The 19,146-nt window shown below is 53.9% G+C and carries 14 protein-coding genes; 13 read left to right on the plus strand and 1 reads right to left on the minus strand.

Annotation, left to right across the window (positions count from 1 at the left end; all coding sequences use genetic code 11):
* The first annotated feature begins 59 nt into the window (after positions 1–59).
* The 8 genes from syd to NL510_RS05520 all read left to right on the plus strand — a co-directional run bounded on the left by syd (position 60) and on the right by NL510_RS05520 (position 8,422).
* A complete protein-coding gene (syd, locus tag NL510_RS05485) occupies positions 60–605 on the plus strand; it encodes a SecY-interacting protein (RefSeq protein WP_253382276.1) in 546 nt (181 codons plus the stop codon).
* Between the two features lie 631 nt (positions 606–1,236).
* Positions 1,237–1,566, plus strand: a complete 330-nt coding sequence (locus NL510_RS05490) for a YqcC family protein (protein WP_253382278.1) — start codon at positions 1,237–1,239, stop codon at positions 1,564–1,566.
* Positions 1,563–2,345, plus strand: coding sequence for a tRNA pseudouridine(65) synthase TruC (gene truC, locus NL510_RS05495; protein ID WP_253382280.1), 783 nt, complete (start codon positions 1,563–1,565; stop codon positions 2,343–2,345). Before NL510_RS05490 ends, truC begins: the two co-directional genes overlap by 4 nt.
* Positions 2,346–2,363: 18 nt before the next feature.
* On the plus strand, positions 2,364–2,813 hold the full coding sequence (locus tag NL510_RS05500; protein WP_253382283.1) for a flavodoxin: 450 nt from the start codon (positions 2,364–2,366) through the stop codon (positions 2,811–2,813).
* Between the two features lie 333 nt (positions 2,814–3,146).
* Positions 3,147–4,502, plus strand: coding sequence for a galactarate/glucarate/glycerate transporter GudP (gudP, locus tag NL510_RS05505; protein ID WP_253382285.1), 1,356 nt, complete (start codon positions 3,147–3,149; stop codon positions 4,500–4,502).
* Positions 4,502–5,845: a glucarate dehydratase family protein gene (locus NL510_RS05510; protein WP_253384764.1), complete on the plus strand. Its 1,344-nt coding sequence runs from the start codon at positions 4,502–4,504 to the stop codon at positions 5,843–5,845. The genes gudP and NL510_RS05510 overlap by 1 nt, the downstream gene beginning before the upstream one ends.
* A gap of 12 nt (positions 5,846–5,857) precedes the next feature.
* A complete protein-coding gene (gene gudD, locus NL510_RS05515; RefSeq protein ID WP_253382287.1) occupies positions 5,858–7,195 on the plus strand; it encodes a glucarate dehydratase in 1,338 nt (445 codons plus the stop codon).
* Between the two features lie 87 nt (positions 7,196–7,282).
* Complete coding sequence (locus NL510_RS05520; RefSeq protein ID WP_253382289.1) at positions 7,283–8,422, plus strand: glycerate kinase; 1,140 nt, start codon at positions 7,283–7,285, stop codon at positions 8,420–8,422.
* 48 nt (positions 8,423–8,470) lie between these two features.
* Here NL510_RS05520 and barA read toward each other — a convergent pair whose 3' ends face one another.
* On the minus strand, positions 8,471–11,230 hold the full coding sequence (gene barA / locus NL510_RS05525) for a two-component sensor histidine kinase BarA (RefSeq protein ID WP_253382291.1): 2,760 nt from the start codon (positions 11,228–11,230) through the stop codon (positions 8,471–8,473).
* A 57-nt stretch (positions 11,231–11,287) separates the two neighbouring features.
* Here barA and rlmD point away from each other — a divergent pair, with 57 nt between their 5' ends.
* The 5 genes from rlmD (at position 11,288) to eno (ending at position 18,971) form a co-directional block, all read left to right on the plus strand.
* Entirely contained in the window at positions 11,288–12,586 is a 1,299-nt protein-coding gene (rlmD, locus tag NL510_RS05530) for a 23S rRNA (uracil(1939)-C(5))-methyltransferase RlmD (RefSeq protein ID WP_253382294.1), read from the plus strand.
* Positions 12,587–12,637: 51 nt separating this feature from the next.
* Entirely contained in the window at positions 12,638–14,869 is a 2,232-nt protein-coding gene (relA, locus tag NL510_RS05535) for a GTP diphosphokinase (RefSeq protein ID WP_253382296.1), read from the plus strand.
* Between the two features lie 69 nt (positions 14,870–14,938).
* Positions 14,939–15,730 (plus strand): nucleoside triphosphate pyrophosphohydrolase, encoded by a 792-nt coding sequence (gene mazG / locus NL510_RS05540; protein WP_253382298.1) that lies wholly within the window; start codon positions 14,939–14,941, stop codon positions 15,728–15,730.
* 223 nt (positions 15,731–15,953) lie between these two features.
* Positions 15,954–17,591 carry a glutamine hydrolyzing CTP synthase gene (gene pyrG / locus NL510_RS05545; protein ID WP_253382300.1) on the plus strand — a complete coding sequence of 546 codons (1,638 nt, stop codon included), beginning with the start codon at positions 15,954–15,956 and terminating at the stop codon, positions 17,589–17,591.
* A gap of 81 nt (positions 17,592–17,672) precedes the next feature.
* Positions 17,673–18,971: a phosphopyruvate hydratase gene (eno, locus tag NL510_RS05550; protein WP_253382303.1), complete on the plus strand. Its 1,299-nt coding sequence runs from the start codon at positions 17,673–17,675 to the stop codon at positions 18,969–18,971.
* Positions 18,972–19,146: the final 175 nt, after the last annotated feature.

A 19,146-nucleotide genomic window follows, 5' to 3' on the forward strand; every position in this document is an offset into this window, starting at 1 on the left:
CACTTTGCAGGTACACTTGTGGGCTGAGTTTATCCTGTCTTACACAAAGAGAGAAATCGGTGGATATCCAAACTGCAAATGCCCTCACGACCCTCACGACCCGCTACTGCGATGCATGGCATGAAAAACAGGGCACATGGCCGCAAAGCGCGGACCTATACGGCGTGCCGTCACCGTGCATTATCTCTTCTGTGGATGATTATGTTATCTGGCAACCGAAACCGTTTACGGGCGAACAGAATGTAAATGCGGTTGAGCGGGCAATGGACATTGTGGTACAACCTGCGGTTCATGCGTTTTATACCACGCAGTTTGCAGGGGATATGACCCTGCGCTTCGCTGGCATGGCGCTGACATTGCTGCAGACCTGGAGCGAAGAGGATCTGCAACGCGTACAGGAAAACCTGATTGGTCATCTGGTAACGCAAAAACGCCTTAAGCTTTCTCCGACGCTCTTTATCGCCACGCTGGACAGCGAACTGGATGTGATTTCCGTTTGCAATCTGTCCGGTGAAGTATTCAAAGAGACCATCGGTACCCGCAATCGCGATGCTCTCGCTCCTTCACTTGCGGATTTCCTTGCCCAACTTAAGCCGTATCTGTAATCGATCATCCTATAGACTTTGTGAGACATCTCTTACAAGGTTTGTGAGAGATCGCCGAAACATTAAGTAATACCTCATCACGCCGGGAGTAATAATATGCAATTTTTCAATGCCTTAAGGCGATAATATTTTCTTCTGACCATGATGTGATATCTTTAACCCTTCTGTGAGTGGGTTGTAAGCCGAAGCGGAATAGCGGATTCTATCTCCGTCGACAGGACGCCGACACGAAAAACGAACATCAGGATGATGGCGTTTTTCACACAGGACTCGTCAGGATGGCGCTACAGGAAGGCTTCAGGAAGAAGCAATAAGGACAACGCAGGACGCGTTAAGGACACCTCCAGGATGGAGAATGAGAGCCGGTCAGGATGGTCGGCGGGTCAGGATGGCCAGGACGTTTCAGGGTGAAACAGTCACGTCAGGATGATGTGAGCAGGATGCAAAGGTCTGCGGATGACCACGCCCTCGGGCATCAGGAAAAGTTGTCACGGATGAGCAGGGAGCACGATGTGTAGCTGGAATGCTGCGAAACGAACCGGGAGCACTGTTGATACAGTGCTCCCTTTTTTTATTTCTGTCTTTCGCAATGCTATGCTGCGCGCCGTTCACATTTTCAGTTGAGGTTCCTATGACGCAACACGATAGCGTTCGTGCTCAATTGCACGCCATCGAAGCACTTTTGCGCCAACATCAGCTGTGGCAGGAAACTGCGCCGCAGCCGGAAGCGTTAGCCAGTACGCAACCCTTCTGCCTGGATACGCTGGAGCCGTTTGAGTGGCTGCAGTGGATATTGGTTCCCCGTATGTGCGCGCTGCTCGAAGGCGGCCACCCGTTGCCACAGGCCTTTGCTGTCTCTCCTTATTATGAAATGGCCCTCGATGCAACGCACCCCGCGCGCGATATATTGCTAGCCGAGCTGCAAAGGCTGGATGCGCTGTTTGCAGGTGATGGAGGATGACGCTTGAAATCCTTTACCAGGATGAGTGGCTGGTCGCAGTGAATAAACCGTCGGGCTGGCTGGTGCACCGCAGCTGGCTGGATCGCGATGAAAAAGTGGTGGTGATGCAAACCGTGCGCGACCAGATTGGTCAGCACGTGTATACCGTCCATCGCCTCGACAGGCCCACCTCCGGCGTATTGTTAATGGGCCTTTCCAGCGAAGCAGGGCGTTTGCTTTCACAGCAGTTTGAGCTACACCAGATGCAGAAGCGCTACCACGCGATTGTGCGCGGCTGGCTGACGGACGCCGCCCGGCTTGATTATCCGCTGGTGGAGGAACGGGACAAAATCGCCGATAAATTTTCCCGCGAGGACAAAGGTCCACAGCCTGCCGTGACCGATTATCGCGGTATGGCAACCACGGAAATGCCGGTGGCAATCAGCAAATTCCCGACCTCCCGCTACAGTCTGGTTGAGCTTTTGCCCAAAACCGGACGTAAGCACCAGCTTCGTCGGCATCTTTCGCATCTGCGCCATCCGATTATCGGCGATAGCAAGCACGGTGATTTGCGTCAGAATCGCAGCGCGGCAGAACACTTTGGCTGCCATCGTCTGATGCTGCACGCGAGTGAACTGAGCCTGACCCATCCGTTTACCGGCGAACCACTGACTATTCGCGCAGGGCTGGATGAGGTCTGGATGCAGGCGTTGTCACAGTTTGGCTGGCTGGGGCAACTCCCCGAAAATGAAAGGGTTGAGTTTGTATCGGGCAACGTTCAGGATGAGTGGCAAGCGTAATCATTAAGGAAGCACATCATGGCTGACGTAGGTATTTTTGTCGGAACAATGTACGGAAACTCGCTGCTGGTGGCGGAAGAGGCCGAGGCGATCCTCGCCAGTCTGGGCCATAAAGCCACGGTCTATGAAGATCCTGATCTGTCCGACTGGGAAAAATACAAAGGCAAGTACAGCCTGGTGGTGACCTCAACCACAGGGCAAGGCGACCTGCCTGATAGCATCGTGCCGCTTTTCCAGGGGATTAAAGACCATCTCGGCTACCAGCCGGACGTTCACTACGGCATTATCGCCCTCGGTGACAGCGCTTATGCCAATTTCTGTGGTGGCGGTAAGCAGTTTGACGCGCTTTTGCAGGAACAAAGCGCCCGGCGTGTCGGCGATATGCTGCTGATTGATGCCGGTGAGCATCCGGAGCCGGAAAGCCAGTCGAACCCATGGGTTGCGCACTGGGCAACGCTGCTAAAATAGCCCATTACCTCCCTCCCGCAGCGTATGAATTACAGGCCGGGCCAGGCGAAGCCGCCACCCGGCAACAAACCTTCAATTCCGTGAAGTACCTTCCAGTGAATTGGGCTTTTGCCCCAAAGAACTTCTCTCTCACCCTTCAATGTTGTGTCGATGCACGGTGAGTGACAGCCTCACTCCTTCATATACTTTTCCCGTCAGTTACCTAAAAGGCAGTGCTTCACTCTAAAACGGCCCGTAGCCGTACCAAAACTGCTAAACACTAACCTCATTCTGATGACCCTACAGGTGCTGTACAGAATGAACTGGCGAGAGCCAGGATTCAGGAGTGCAACAATGAGTACATTAAGCCAGGCGGCAAGCAGCGCTGAGAAGCGCACAAATGCACGCTACTGGATAGTGGTGATGCTGTTTATCGTCACATCCTTTAACTACGGTGACCGCGCCACACTGTCGATTGCCGGCTCTGAAATGGCAAAAGATATCGGACTCGATCCGGTCGGCATGGGTTACGTCTTCTCTGCGTTTTCATGGGCCTATGTTATCGGTCAAATCCCGGGCGGCTGGTTGCTGGATCGCTTCGGATCCAAACGCGTCTATTTTTGGTCCATTTTTATCTGGTCGATGTTTACCCTGCTGCAGGGCTTCGTCGATATCTTCAGTGGCTTCGGTATTATTATCGCGCTCTTTACCCTGCGCTTCCTGGTGGGCTTAGCGGAAGCGCCCTCCTTCCCCGGTAACAGCCGGATTGTAGCAGCCTGGTTTCCGGCGCAGGAGAGGGGAACGGCGGTGGCAATTTTTAACTCCGCCCAATATTTCGCGACGGTGATCTTCGCGCCGATAATGGGCTGGCTGACGCACGAAGTCGGCTGGTCGCACGTCTTCTTCTTTATGGGCGGGCTTGGGATCGTCATCAGCTTTATTTGGCTAAAAGTGATCCACGAACCGAACCAGCACCCTGGGGTGAATAAAAAAGAGCTGGAATACATTGCAGAAGGCGGGGCGCTGATCAATATGGATCAGAAGAAAGCAAAAGAGAAAGTGCCTTTTAGCCAGAAATGGGCGCAAATCAAACAGTTGGTTGGCTCGCGCATGATGATCGGCATCTATCTTGGCCAGTACTGCATCAACGCCTTGACCTACTTTTTCATTACCTGGTTCCCGGTTTATTTGGTGCAGGCGCGCGGCATGTCGATACTGAAAGCGGGGTTTGTGGCTTCTGTTCCGGCGGTCTGCGGTTTTGTCGGCGGCGTGCTGGGCGGCGTAATATCCGACTGGCTGATGCGTCGCACCGGTTCACTGAATATCGCCCGTAAAACCCCCATTGTGCTCGGCATGCTCCTCTCAATGACCATGGTGTTCTGTAACTACGTCAGCGCTGAGTGGATGATTATCGGCTTTATGGCGATGGCGTTCTTCGGTAAAGGGATCGGGGCTTTAGGGTGGGCAGTAATGGCGGATACCGCGCCGAAGGAGATAAGCGGCCTGAGCGGCGGTCTGTTCAATATGTTCGGCAACATTTCCGGGATTGTCACCCCTATTGCAATCGGCTATATCGTCGGTACCACGGGCTCGTTTAATGGCGCGCTGATATACGTAGGCGTGCATGCTCTGGTGGCGGTATTAAGCTATCTGGTGCTGGTGGGGGATATCAAACGTATTGAACTCAAACCTGTTGCGGAGCGTGGATGATGACGACCCAATCAAGCCCCATCGTTACGGACATGCAGGTGATTCCGGTGGCCGGACAGGACAGTATGCTGCTCAACATTGGCGGCGCGCATAACGCCTGGTTTACCCGTAACATCGTGGTACTTACCGACAGCGCCGGCAACACCGGCGCAGGTGAAGCCCCGGGCGGAGAGGTGATTTACCAGACGCTGGTTGACGCGATTCCACAGGTGGTGGGCCAGGAAGTGGCTCGTCTGAACAAGGTGGTTCAGCGGGTGCATAAGGGCAATCAGTCGGCTGATTTTGATACTTTCGCTAAAGGCGCCTGGACATTTGAGTTACGCGTAAATGCGGTTGCCGCACTGGAAGCGGCACTTCTCGATTTACTGGGCAAGGCGCTGAATGTCCCGGTCTGTGAACTGCTGGGGCCAGGCAAACAGCGTGATGCGGTGACGGTGCTGGGTTATTTGTTCTACATTGGCGATGGTAGCAAAACCGATCTGCCTTACCTGCAGCGTTCTCCGGGCAACCACGAATGGTATCACCTGCGCCACCAGGAGGCGCTCTCGGGCGAGGCTGTAGTACGCCTGGCCGAAGCCGCGCAGGATCGCTACGGTTTTAAGGATTTCAAACTGAAGGGCGGCGTACTTCCCGGCGAGCAGGAAATCGAAAGCGTGTGCGCGCTGAAAAAACGCTTCCCGCAGGCGCGCATTACCGTCGACCCTAACGGGGCGTGGCTTCTGGATGAGGCTATCGGCTTGTGCAAAGGGTTGGGTGATGTGCTGACCTATGCGGAAGATCCCTGTGGCGCCGAGCAGGGTTTCTCCGGTCGTGAAGTGATGGCCGAGTTCCGCCGCGCCACCGGGCTGCCAGTTGCCACCAATATGATTGCCACAAACTGGCGGGAAATGGGCCATGCGGTGATGTTGAACGCGGTCGACATTCCGCTTGCTGACCCGCATTTCTGGACTCTCTCTGGCGCTGTGCGTGTGGCGCAGTTGTGCGATGACTGGGGCCTGACCTGGGGCTGTCACTCCAATAACCATTTTGACATTTCACTGGCGATGTTTACCCATGTAGGCGCTGCGGCGCCAGGTACGCCGACCGCCATCGATACCCACTGGATTTGGCAGGAGGGAGAAGCCCGCCTGACCAAAAATCCGCTGCAGATTGAAAACGGCAAAATTGCCGTACCTGACGCGCCAGGGCTGGGCGTGGAGCTTGACTGGGATCGGATCCACAAAGCGCATGAGGCGTATAAAAAGCTGCCAGGTGGTGCGCGTAACGACGCGGGCCCGATGCAGTATCTTATCCCCGGCTGGACATTTGACCGTAAGCGCCCTGTTTTTGGACGTCACTACTGAAAGGATTAAACCATGAGCAACTTTACTACCCCTGTTGTCACTTCCATGCAGATTGTGCCAGTTGCGGGCCATGACAGCATGCTGATGAACCTGAGCGGTGCCCATGCGCCATTCTTTACCCGCAATATTGTGATCGTCAAAGACAATTCCGGCCATACCGGCGTGGGTGAAATTCCAGGCGGCGAGAAGATCCGCAAAACGCTGGAAGACGCCATTCCGCTCGTGGTGGGCAAAGCGCTGGGTGAATATAAAAACATTTTAAACCGCGTCCGTAATACTTTTGCCGATCGCGATGCCAGCGGACGTGGCCTGCAAACGTTCGACCTGCGCACCACTATTCATGTGGTGACCGGTATCGAAGCCGCGATGCTGGATTTATTAGGCCAGCATCTGGGAGTTAACGTTGCCTCACTGCTGGGCGATGGCCAGCAGCGTAGCGAAGTCGAAATGCTGGGCTATCTGTTCTTTGTTGGCAATCGTAAGCTGACGCCGCTGCCCTATCAGAGCCAGCCAGAAGAGAAATGCGACTGGTACCGTATTCGCCACGATGAAGCAATGACGCCGGACGCGGTGGTGCGTCTGGCAGAAGCCGCATACGAAAAATATGGCTTTAACGATTTTAAACTGAAGGGCGGCGTGCTGGCAGGCGAAGAAGAAGCCGAGGCGATTTCCGCACTGGCAAAACGTTTCCCACAGGCGCGCGTCACGCTGGATCCAAACGGCGCATGGTCGTTAGAGGAAGCGATCAACATTGGCAAGCAGCTAAAAGGGGTACTGGCGTATGCCGAAGACCCGTGTGGAGCAGAACAAGGTTTTTCTGGCCGCGAAGTGATGGCGGAATTCCGTCGTGCCACTGGTTTGCCCACGGCGACGAACATGATTGCCACCGACTGGCGTCAGATGGGGCATACCTTGTCTCTTCAGTCAGTGGATATCCCGCTGGCTGACCCTCACTTCTGGACGATGCAAGGCTCGGTGCGCGTGGCACAAATGTGCCATGAATTCGGTCTGACCTGGGGCTCACACTCTAACAACCACTTCGATGTGTCACTGGCGATGTTCACCCACGTGGCCGCCGCTGCACCGGGTAACATCACGGCTATCGACACCCACTGGATCTGGCAGGAAGGCAATCAACGCCTGACCAAACAGCCGTTTGAAATCAAAGGCGGTATGGTACAGGTTCCTTCAACGCCAGGCCTCGGCGTTGAGCTGGATATGGATCAGGTTATGAAAGCTCATGAGCTGTACCAGAAGTACGGTCTGGGGGCGCGCGACGATGCGACGGCGATGCAGTATCTCATCCCGGACTGGACTTTTAACAACAAACGCCCTTGCATGGTGCGTTAAGCGACTCGCCGGTTCCTGAGGGAATCGGCATTTTCGAGTGCCCGGTGGGTGTATGCTTAACGTAGTAATCATGCGTAAGGATGGCTTATGAAAATTGTTATCGCACCGGACTCGTATAAGGAAAGTTTGAGTGCGCTTGAGGTCGCGTCAGCGATAGAGTGCGGTTTTCGCGAAATATTTCCCACGGCGCAATACGTCAAACTGCCGGTCGCAGATGGCGGAGAAGGAACGGTAGACGCCATGGTGGCGGCAACTCAGGGAAAAATTGTCCGTGTCCCGGTGACGGGGCCGTTGGGCGAGCGCGTGGACGGTTTTTACGGTCTCTCCGGTGATGAACAGAGCGCGTTTATTGAAATGGCGGCGGCGAGCGGTCTGGAACGGGTCGCCCCTTCGCAACGTAATCCTCTGAAAACAACCTCGTGGGGCACCGGCGAACTCATCCGCCATGCGCTGGATGTCGGCGTTAAGCATATCATCATTGGTATTGGCGGTAGTGCTACCAACGACGGTGGCGCCGGTATGGTGCAGGCGCTGGGGGCAAAACTACTGGATGCCAACCAGCAGCCCCTTGGCCAGGGCGGTGGCGCACTGGCTACTCTTGCGCATATTGATGTAAGCCAACTGGATACACGTCTGGCGGATTGCCGTATTGAGGTGGCCTGTGACGTCACCAACCCGCTCATCGGAAAAGAGGGGGCGTCTGCGGTGTTTGGGCCACAGAAAGGGGCCACGCCGGAGATGATTGTTACTCTGGATAATGCGCTGGCATGGTATGCAAAAATCATCGCCCGGGATCTGGATATCGATGTGATTAACCTTGCGGGTGGCGGCGCGGCAGGGGGAATGGGGGCGGCGCTGTATGCTTTTTGTGGGGCGCAGCTTCGTCAGGGAATAGAAATCGTCACCGACGCGCTGCATCTGTCCGACCTGGTTGCCGATGCGGATTTAGTTATCACGGGTGAAGGGCGCATCGACAGCCAGACTATTCACGGTAAAGTACCGGTTGGTGTGGCAAAAGTGGCCAAACGTTTTAACAAACCGGTTATCGGGATTGCGGGCAGCCTGACGGCGGATGTTGGCGCAGTGCATGAACAGGGTATCGACGCGGTGTTTAGCGTCATTTACACTATCTGTTCGCTGGAAGACGCGCTGGAAAATGCCCGCGATAATGTGCGCATGGCCGCGAGGAATATCGCGGCAGTATTGAAAGTGGGGCAGGAGATGTAGTCCCCCTCGCCCCTTTGGGGAGAGGGGCCGCGCCACCGGACTATCACATCAGCCTGCCAACACTTTCGTCGCTTCTCTTGTCACGTTATCCATCTCATCCAGCAGTTCCAGAAACTCAGGTTCAAGCTCTGATGCCGGTGATCCGGCGCGTAACTGCTGCTCCAGCAACTGGCAGAGATTTTTCAGCCTCGGCACGCCGCTATAACCGCAGCTACCGTGAAGTTTATGGATCGCTTCCAGCAACCCTTCAGGGCTTTCCCCCACCAGTTGCTCTTCGACCTTATTACGAATTTCCGGCAGGAACGTGACCAGCATTTGCAGCATCTCGCGTGCCAGATCGGCTTTACCCGCAGCCTGGCGCAGCGCGAGCTGCCAGTCAAAGGTGGCATCATGATTCGCACTCGCCTCAGCAGGCTCGGCTGTTATCGTATACGTTCCGCCGATATGGCCCGGCTTATAGCGTACCAGCAGGCTATGCAGCTTCTCTTCGTCGATAGGTTTTGCCAGATAATCATTCATTCCGGCACTGAGTAACTTCTCTTTCTGACCGGCCATTGCGTGTGCCGTTACCGCAATTACTGGCGTCTGCTGTTGATGCGGAAGCTGGCGGATGAGTTCGCAGGCGCGAATACCATCCATACCTGGCATCTGGATATCCATCAAAATCAAATCGAACTGCATCTGTTTAGCCTGTTGGACCGCCTGAGCGCCGCTATTGCACAGCTCAACGTGTTGAACCTGATCCTCAAGTAATACGCCAATGAGCTTTAAGTTTGCCGGGTTATCGTCTACCGCCATCACGCTCATGGGCATTCTTTTTTCATTGTTCACCAGCGGCAGGGCGTGCTGGCTCAGACTGCAATATTCCGTCAGCGCAGGCAGCAATCGCGTGGCGGTCAGCGGTTTGAGCAGACAGGCGGCCGCTCCGTCATTTTTGAGTTCTTCCGCATTGATTTGAGCATGGCATGGCAGCGCCAGCAGCAGGTAATCGGTCATCGATGCGGCTTTCGCCAGACGCTCCTGTTGCATGGTGAGTTCACCGGTAAAGGTGACCGGGATCCCCATCAGCAGAATATCGTAATGCTCAACGGCCAGCGCAGAAAATGTTGAGCTGTAAACTATCTCCAGCGGGGTGGTGCTCAGGACATCCAGCGTACTCTGCGCCGCTGCCGCGTTAGGCTCAACGTAGGCCAGACGCAATCCTTTCAGACAGTCCGTGACCGGGCCATCGGTAAGTACGTTCGGATTAAGATCAAGATTAATATGGAACCAGAATGTGGAACCCCGGTTTGGCTGGCTGTGGAAGGAGATATCTCCACCCATCTCTTTTACCAGTTTTTGGGTGATAACTAACCCCAGACCCGTGCCGCCATGACGCCTTGAAATACTCGCATCTGCCTGTCGGAATGCCTGGAACAGACGGGATTGATCGCGCTCCGGTATGCCAATGCCGGTATCGCGGATCTGAACTTCTACCTGCACCTTGTTATTACTGATGGCGCGTTTTTCGATCAGAATATCGATATTGCCGTTTTCGGTAAATTTTATGGCGTTACCGACCAGGTTAGTAATGACTTGCTGCAAACGCAGCGGATCACCGATGACGTTATCCGGCACATCGTTTTTAATGGTCAGCGTCAGCTCCAGACCTTTGTCGTGCGACGAGTGCGCAAGTAACGTTACGACCTCATCAAGCGTACTGCGCAGCGGGAACGGAATACTTTCCAGAATCAGCTTGCCGGCCTCCAGCTTGGAGAAGTCCAGCACGTCGTTAATGATGGCCAACAGGTTATTGGCTGAACGTTCAATAGTGTGCAAGTGATCGCGCTGGGTCGGGTTAAGCTCGCTTTTCAGCGTCAGACGGGTGAAGCCTATCACCCCGTTTAGCGGCGTACGCAGTTCGTGCGACATATTCGCCAGGAACTCAGACTTAATACGGGCTGCTTCCTGGGCGCGCTTTTTCGCCAGATCCAGCTCGACGTTCTGGATCTCCATCTGCTCCAGCGTTTCACGTAAATCAGAGGTGGCCTGATCGACGTTATGTTGCATCTCTTCGTGATACGCCGCCAGCGACATCGCCATTGAGTTGATGCCATTTTTCAGCATATCCAGTTCGCCGAGCATAAAACCTTCAACTCGGCTGTCGAGTTGGCCCCGTCGGATGCGGTCAACGGTATTGACCATGTTGCGGATTGGTCCGGTCACATCGCGCATCAGTCGCCAGCCGAAGATAAGCGCGATCCCAATACAGAACAGCATCATCACGCCGGAGATAAAGATCTCTTTGTATTGCTGCAATCGTACCGACTTGAGATCCAGCTCCAGCGCCACATATCCCAGCATATTGCTGCTGGACTTGGCGTCGGATTGCACGGACTCATCAGGCGAATAACTTTCCGAGATAATAGGCGTTCGCAGGATCATGATATCGCCCCGCCGCAGCACGGTAAGCTGGCGGGGGAACGGCGTGCCATCAGGAATTTTTAGGGCCGTAGGGTCAAGATGGAAATTTGAGGTAACAAACAGGCGGTTATGCTCATCGTATACGGAGATTACGCGTACAATCTCCGAGTGACGGCGATGCAGTACACTGATCAATTGACCAATAGATTCTCGATTTTGCAGGTTCATCCCATACTCGCTTGAGACGGCCAGCGGTTCGATAATGCTGGCACCAGCATCTTCCAGTTGTCGCTGCAAATCGTTATAGCGGTGTACGACAAAGAAGATGCTCAGCAGCAAACCGATAAGCACGGTGGGGGCGAGGATCAAAATCATCATGCGTGCGCGCAGGCTGTAGTTGGTCATGGAGTTCCGTTATGGGACAATTAGGCGAATGATGTTTATGTGAGAAAATTTCCGGCAATGGCGCAATTCTACTCTGCAAAGCGACGCGTGACGACGCGTCAGATCATAACTATTGAAGCGACAGACCTTGATTCCTTTGGCCAGGGGGTAGCTCATCACAATGGTAAGACTGTGTTTATACCCGGTTTGTTGCCTGAAGAACGAGCAGAAATTACGCTGACGGAAGATAAACGCCAGTATGCGCGCGGCCAGGTAAAGCGTCGGTTAAGCGACAGCCCGGAGCGTGTCGCGCCTCGTTGTCCGCATTTTGGCGCGTGTGGCGGCTGTCAGCAACAGCATGCCAGCGTTGTATTACAGCAAAAAAGCAAAAGTCGCGCCCTGTCGCGCCTGCTAAAGCATGATGTTAACGAGATAATAGCCGACCAGCCCTGGGGCTACCGTCGCCGGGCGCGTTTGAGCCTAAACTATGACCCCAAAACCGCGCGGCTGGAGATGGGTTTTCGTAAAGCCAGTTCCAGCGAAATTGTCGATATCACGCACTGCCCCATTCTGGTGCCTCAGCTTGAGGCGTTGCTCCCGGATGTCCGCCGTTGCCTTTCCGGGCTGGAGGGCATCCGCCATTCTGGACACGTCGAACTGGTGCTGGCAAATAATGGTCCACTGATGGTGTTGCGCCATACCGCGGCGCTGTCGAAAAAAGACCGTGAAAAACTGGAACGCTTTTCGCATTCTCACGCGCTGGCGCTTTTCCTCGCCCCCCAAAGCGAGATACTTGAGCAGCTTAACGGAGAAGCCCCATGGTATGCGTCAAACGGGCTACGCTTAACGTTCAGTCCGCGTGATTTCATTCAGGTAAACGATGGCGTCAATCAACAGATGATTGAAAAAGCATTGACGTGGCTGGATGTAAAAAAGAGTGACCGGGTGCTGGATTTGTTCTGCGGTATGGGCAATTTCACGCTGCCACTGGCCCAGAAAGCGGCAAGCGTGGTTGGCGTGGAAGGCGTCGAGGCGCTGGTGAGCAAAGGGCAGGAGAATGCGAAACAGAACGGCTTGCAAAATGTGACATTCTTTCATCAAAATCTTGAGCAAGATGTTACTCAACAGCCATGGGCGAAACAGGGGTTTGATAAAATTCTGCTCGATCCTGCGCGTGCGGGTGCTCCTGGCGTAATGCAGCATATTATTAAACTCTCGCCGAAGCGCGTGGTCTATGTTTCCTGTAACCCGGCAACGCTTGCCAGGGATAGCGTTGCATTACTTAGCGCGGGTTACCAAATTCAGCGTCTGGCAATGCTTGACATGTTCCCGCACACTGGGCATCTGGAATCGATGGTGGTGTTTGAACACATCTAATATGTTTGGCTTGTCGACTTCGACAGGCCCTGGTCCCTAAAGGAGAGGACAATGGTTGCGGTAAGAAGTGCACATCTCAATAAAGCTGGTGAATTTGACCCGCAGAAATGGATCGTAAGTCTGGGAATTTCCAGCCAGCAGTCGTGTGAACGCTTAACCGAAACCTGGGGCTATTGTCTGCGCACTACGCAGGGGCATCCGGATGCTGAGCTGCTGCTGTGGCGCGGCATCGAAATGGTCGAAATTTTATCCATGCTGAACATGGATATCGAAACGCTGCAAGCGGCGCTTTTATTCCCGCTCGCCGATGCCGACGTGGTGTCGGAAGAGGTGCTACGTGAAAGCGTAGGTAACCCCGTGGTGGCGCTTATCCACGGCGTGCGCGATATGGCTGCTATCCGTCAACTGAAAGCCGCGCAAACGGATTCAGTCTCCTCTGAACAAGTCGATAACGTTCGTCGGATGCTGCTGGCGATGGTAGATGATTTCCGCTGTGTGGTCATCAAGCTGGCTGAGCGCGTTGCGCACCTGCGCGAAGTCAAAGATGCGCCCGAAGACGAGCGCGTGCTGGCCGCCAAAGAGTGTACAAATATCTATGCGCCGCTGGCCAACCGCTTAGGCATTGGTCAGTTGAAATGGGAGCTGGAAGATTACTGCTTCCGCTACCTGCATCCTGCGGAATACAAGCGTATTGCCAAACTGTTGCATGAACGCCGTATCGATCGCGAGCACTATATTGATGAGTTTGTCGGCGGTTTGCGCCAGTCGATGAAAGAAGAGAACGTGCGCGCCGAAGTGTATGGCCGACCAAAACATATCTACAGCATCTGGCGCAAAATGCAGAAGAAACATCTCGCCTTCGACGAGCTGTTCGATGTGCGCGCCGTTCGTATTGTGGCCGAACGTCTGCAGGACTGCTACGCCGCTCTGGGAATAGTGCACACCCACTTCCGGCACCTGCCAGATGAATTCGATGACTATGTGGCGAACCCGAAACCTAACGGTTACCAGTCCATACATACGGTGGTGCTGGGGCCCGGCGGCAAAACGGTTGAAATTCAAATCCGTACCAAACAGATGCACGAAGATGCCGAGCTCGGCGTAGCCGCCCACTGGAAATACAAAGAAGGCACTTCAGGAGGCACGCGCTCAGGCCATGAAGACCGCATTGCCTGGCTGCGTAAGCTGATTGCTTGGCAGGAAGAGATGGCCGATTCCGGCGAAATGCTCGACGAAGTGCGCAGCCAGGTCTTCGACGACCGCGTCTATGTCTTCACTCCGAAAGGCGACGTTGTCGACCTGCCCGCAGGGTCAACGCCGCTCGACTTTGCCTACCACATCCACAGTGATGTCGGGCACCGCTGCATTGGCGCGAAGATTGGCGGGCGAATTGTTCCGTTCACCTATCAGTTGCAGATGGGAGACCAGATTGAAATCATCACTCAGAAACAGCCAAACCCAAGCCGCGACTGGCTTAACCCAAACCTGGGATACGTCACGACCAGCCGTGGACGCTCAAAAATTCACGCCTGGTTCCGTAAGCAGGATCGTGACAAGAACATCCTTGCAGGTCGGCAGATCCTGGATGACGAGCTGGAGCATATCGGCATCAATCTGAAAGAAGCAGAAAAATTCCTGCTGCCGCGTTACAACTTTAACGAGCTTGACGAGCTGTTAGCGGCCATTGGCGGAGGGGATATCCGCCTGAATCAGATGGTGAATTTCCTTCAGGCGCAGTTTAACAAGCCAAGTGCGGCAGAGCAGGACGCGGCAGCGCTGAAGCAGTTACAGCAGAAGACCTATGCGCCACAGCAGCGCAGCAAGGACAATGGTCGCGTGGTCGTCGAAGGCGTAGGCAACCTGATGCACCACATTGCCCGTTGCTGCCAGCCGATTCCGGGTGACGATATTGTCGGTTTTATTACTCAGGGGCGGGGCATCTCGATTCACCGCTCTGACTGCGACCAGCTTGCGGAACTGCAATCCCATGCGCCGGAACGCATGGTCGATGCGGTCTGGGGTGAGAGCTACTCTGCAGGGTATTCGCTGGTGGTGCGCGTGACGGCTAACGATCGCAGCGGTCTGCTGCGCGACATTACGACCATTCTTGCCAACGAGAAGGTCAACGTGCTTGGCGTGGCCAGCCGCAGCGATACCCGCGAGCAGCTCGCCACAATTGATATGACCATCGAAATCTACAACCTGCAGGTGCTGGGTCGCGTGCTTGGCAAACTCAACCAGGTGCCGGATGTGATTGACGCGCGTCGCCTGCACGGCGGTTAACGTCACTCACTTTGATCGGCCGGGTATGGCTTTGCCGCCACCCGGCTTGTTTTTTTAACGGATAAGATAATGACTCAAATCGACCGCCTGCTCGGCATCATGAAACGTCTGCGTGACCCGGAAAATGGCTGCCCGTGGGACAAAGAGCAGACTTTCTCGACCATCGCCCCGTACACTCTTGAAGAGACCTATGAGGTGCTGGACGCCATCTCACGCGAGGATTTCGACGACCTGCGCGGTGAGCTGGGCGACCTGCTTTTCCAGGTCGTATTCTATGCGCAGATGGCGCAGGAAGAAGGGCGCTTTAATTTTGAGGATATCTGCGCTGTCGTCAGCGACAAGCTGGAGCGTCGCCATCCGCACATCTTTGGCGAGGCTAGCGCGGGAAACAGTAACGAAGTCTTAACCCGCTGGGAGCAGATTAAAAGCGCCGAGCGAGCCGAGAAATCACAGTACTCTGCCCTGGATGACATTCCGCAAAACCTGCCTGCGCTCATGCGCGCACATAAAATCCAGAAACGCTGCGCTACCGTGGGTTTTGACTGGACTTCGCTTGGCCCGGTGCTGGACAAAGTGCATGAAGAGATCGACGAAGTGATGCATGAAGCGCAACAGGCCGTTGTCGATGAAGCGAAGCTGGAAGAGGAGATGGGTGATCTGCTGTTCGCTACCGTCAATCTTTCGCGCCACTTAGGGGTCAAAGCGGAAACCGCATTGCAAAAAGCCAACATAAAATTTGAACGCCGTTTTCGCGAAGTTGAGCGTATCGTTGCCTCGCGTGGCCTGCAAATGACCGGTATAGACCTCGATGCAATGGAAGAGGTCTGGCAGGAAGTAAAACGCCAGGAAACTGATCTCTAACGGAATTTTGCGATCAAGCGCCATTTGTGTGATTTTTTAAATGACAAGCGCTTGATTTGCGTCAAAAACATTTGCACAAAAGAGGCTATTTTCTCACTCCTTATGTTTGTCATTGCCTGGAAAGGGGACGGAGAATGAAAGTTTGTGGCGCTCGTCGTGTTCGGGTATACTACTTTCCCGTCCTGGTTATTCCATCGTTTCACCCTAACTTCTCAGGTTCAGCATGACAACGAACTATATTTTTGTGACCGGCGGGGTCGTATCCTCTCTGGGTAAAGGCATTGCCGCAGCCTCCCTCGCAGCCATACTTGAAGCCCGTGGCCTCAATGTGACCATGATGAAACTGGATCCGTACATCAACGTTGATCCGGGCACCATGAGCCCAATCCAACACGGGGAAGTGTTCGTTACTGAAGACGGCGCTGAAACCGATCTGGATCTTGGCCACTACGAGCGTTTCATTCGTACCAAAATGACCCGTCGCAATAACTTCACGACAGGCCGTATTTACTCCGACGTTTTGCGTAAAGAGCGCCGTGGTGACTATCTCGGCGCAACCGTTCAGGTTATCCCACACATCACTAACGCGATCAAAGAACGCATCATTGCGGGTGGCGAAGGCCATGACGTGGTGTTAGTCGAAATTGGCGGTACCGTAGGTGATATCGAATCCCTGCCGTTCCTGGAAGCGATTCGTCAGTTGGCGGTTGATATTGGTCGTGAACACGCGTTGTTCATGCACCTCACGCTGGTGCCTTACATGGCGGCGGCAGGTGAAGTGAAAACCAAGCCTACGCAGCACTCCGTTAAAGAGCTGCTCTCTATCGGTATCCAGCCTGATATCCTGGTCTGTCGTTCCGATCGCGCCGTTCCGGCCAATGAACGTGCGAAGATTGCATTGTTCTGTAACGTGCCTGAAAAAGCCGTTATTTCAATGAAAGACGTCGATTCAATTTATAAAATCCCGGGCCTGTTGAAATCACAGGGCCTGGACGATTATATTTGTAAACGATTCAGCCTGAACTGTCCGGATGCTAACCTGTCTGAATGGGAACAGGTTATCTATGAAGAAGCGAATCCGGCTGGTGAAGTGACTATCGGTATGGTCGGCAAATACATTGAACTGCCGGATGCCTATAAGTCGGTGATCGAAGCGCTGAAGCATGGTGGTCTGAAGAATCGCGTCTCCGTGAACATCAAGCTGATTGATTCGCAGGATGTTGAAACGCGCGGCGTAGAAATTTTGAAAGATCTTGATGCTATCCTTATCCCTGGCGGCTTCGGCTACCGTGGTGTAGAAGGCAAGATCGCTACCGCACGCTATGCGCGTGAGAACAATATACCCTACCTCGGCATCTGTCTGGGTATGCAGGTTGCGCTGATCGAATTCGCGCGCAACGTAGCGGGAATGGAAAACGCGAACTCTACGGAATTTGTGCCAGACTGTAAGTACCCTGTAGTGGCGCTTATTACGGAATGGCGCGACGAAGAAGGTAACGTCGAAGTCCGTAGTGAGAAGAGCGATTTGGGTGGCACCATGCGTCTTGGCGCGCAGGCGTGCCAGCTCTCTGACGATAGCGTGGTTCGCAAACTGTATGGCGAGCCAACCATCACTGAACGCCATCGTCACCGCTATGAAGTCAACAACATGTTGTTGAAACCTATTGAAGCTGCGGGTCTGCGTATTGCAGGCCGTTCCGGGGATGATCAGTTAGTCGAGATCATCGAGGTTCCTAACCATCCGTGGTTCGTCGCCTGCCAATTCCACCCGGAATTTACTTCAACGCCGCGTGACGGGCATCCGCTGTTTGCCGGCTTTGTGAAGGCCGCCAGCGATTACCAGAAGCGTCAGGCGAAGTAAAAAAGTTAGAACGGCAACGCGTACCCTGGGTACGCGTTGTTTGTCTGGAGTTTTAGTTTAACTTGTACTGAGGAAAATCTAATGTCCAAAATCGTTAAAGTCATCGGTCGTGAAATCATCGACTCCCGTGGTAACCCGACCGTTGAAGCCGAAGTTCACCTGGAAGGTGGTTTCGTCGGTATGGCGGCTGCGCCATCAGGTGCTTCTACCGGTTCCCGCGAAGCGCTGGAACTGCGCGATGGCGACAAATCCCGCTTCCTGGGTAAAGGCGTACTGAAGGCTGTTGGCGCTGTAAACGGTCCTATTGCTCAGGCAATCCTTGGCAAAGACGCCAAAGACCAGGCTGGCATCGACAAGATCATGATCGATCTGGACGGTACTGAAAACAAATCTAACTTCGGTGCTAACGCAATCCTGGCCGTTTCTCTGGCCAACGCTAAAGCAGCTGCGGCTGCTAAAGGCCAGCCACTGTTCGAGCACATCGCTGAACTGAACGGCACCCCAGGTAAATACTCCATGCCAGTACCAATGATGAACATCATCAATGGTGGTGAGCACGCAGATAACAACGTTGATATTCAGGAATTTATGATTCAGCCAGTCGGCGCGAAATCCCTGAAAGAAGCAGTACGCATGGGTTCTGAAGTGTTCCATAACCTGGCTAAAGTTCTGAAAGCCAAAGGGATGAGCACGGCTGTTGGTGACGAAGGCGGCTATGCGCCAAACCTGGGTTCTAACGCAGAAGCACTGGCAGTTATCGCTGAAGCGGTTAAAGCAGCAGGCTACGAGCTGGGCAAAGACATCACTCTGGCGATGGACTGCGCAGCATCTGAATTCTACAAAGACGGCAAGTATGTGCTGGCTGGCGAAGGTAACAAAGCGTTCACCTCTGAAGAGTTCACTCACTTCCTGGAAGACCTGACCAAACAGTACCCAATCGTTTCTATCGAAGACGGTCTGGACGAGTCTGACTGGGCTGGCTTCGCTTACCAGACCAAAGTACTGGGCGACAAAATCCAGCTGGTTGGTGACGATCTGTTCGTAACCAACACCAAAATTCTGAAAGAAGGTATCGAGAAAGGCATCGTTAACTCCATCCTGATCAAATTCAACCAGATCGGTTCTCTGACCGAAACTCTGGCTGCGATCAAAATGGCGAAAGACGCTGGCTACACCGCAGTTATCTCTCACCGTTCTGGCGAAACTGAAGACGCGACCATTGCCGACCTGGCTGTGGGTACCGCTGCAGGTCAGATTAAAACCGGTTCTATGAGCCGTTCTGACCGTGTTGCTAAATACAACCAGCTGATTCGTATCGAAGAAGCGTTGGGCGAAAAAGCACCTTACAACGGTCTGAAAGAGATTAAAGGCCAGGCATAATCGCCTAAGCCTTAAAATGAAAATGCCAGTCGAAAGACTGGCTTTTTTTTAGCTCAATATTCTGGTTACCCCATCGGTAGCGAACATCAGAGCATCATCTGCACCAACTCTGAATCCAGATGCTTGCGGTGATTCATCTTCAAAGGTAGAAGGCTCAAATTTGAGCTACAGAATG

This window comes from unidentified bacterial endosymbiont (assembly GCF_918797525.1).
Lineage (GTDB): Bacteria > Pseudomonadota > Gammaproteobacteria > Enterobacterales > Enterobacteriaceae > Enterobacter.

Coding starts and splice junctions, on each gene's coding strand:
- NL510_RS05510 (WP_253384764.1), top strand. CDS start 4,502: ATGACGACCCAATCAAGCCCCATCGTTACGGACATGCAGGTGATTCCG.
- gudD (WP_253382287.1), top strand. CDS start 5,858: ATGAGCAACTTTACTACCCCTGTTGTCACTTCCATGCAGATTGTGCCA.
- relA (WP_253382296.1), top strand. CDS start 12,638: ATGGTTGCGGTAAGAAGTGCACATCTCAATAAAGCTGGTGAATTTGAC.
- eno (WP_253382303.1), top strand. CDS start 17,673: ATGTCCAAAATCGTTAAAGTCATCGGTCGTGAAATCATCGACTCCCGT.
- mazG (WP_253382298.1), top strand. CDS start 14,939: ATGACTCAAATCGACCGCCTGCTCGGCATCATGAAACGTCTGCGTGAC.
- barA (WP_253382291.1), bottom strand. CDS start 11,230: ATGACCAACTACAGCCTGCGCGCACGCATGATGATTTTGATCCTCGCC.
- rlmD (WP_253382294.1), top strand. CDS start 11,288: ATGGCGCAATTCTACTCTGCAAAGCGACGCGTGACGACGCGTCAGATC.
- pyrG (WP_253382300.1), top strand. CDS start 15,954: ATGACAACGAACTATATTTTTGTGACCGGCGGGGTCGTATCCTCTCTG.
- NL510_RS05520 (WP_253382289.1), top strand. CDS start 7,283: ATGAAAATTGTTATCGCACCGGACTCGTATAAGGAAAGTTTGAGTGCG.
- gudP (WP_253382285.1), top strand. CDS start 3,147: ATGAGTACATTAAGCCAGGCGGCAAGCAGCGCTGAGAAGCGCACAAAT.
- NL510_RS05500 (WP_253382283.1), top strand. CDS start 2,364: ATGGCTGACGTAGGTATTTTTGTCGGAACAATGTACGGAAACTCGCTG.
- truC (WP_253382280.1), top strand. CDS start 1,563: ATGACGCTTGAAATCCTTTACCAGGATGAGTGGCTGGTCGCAGTGAAT.
- NL510_RS05490 (WP_253382278.1), top strand. CDS start 1,237: ATGACGCAACACGATAGCGTTCGTGCTCAATTGCACGCCATCGAAGCA.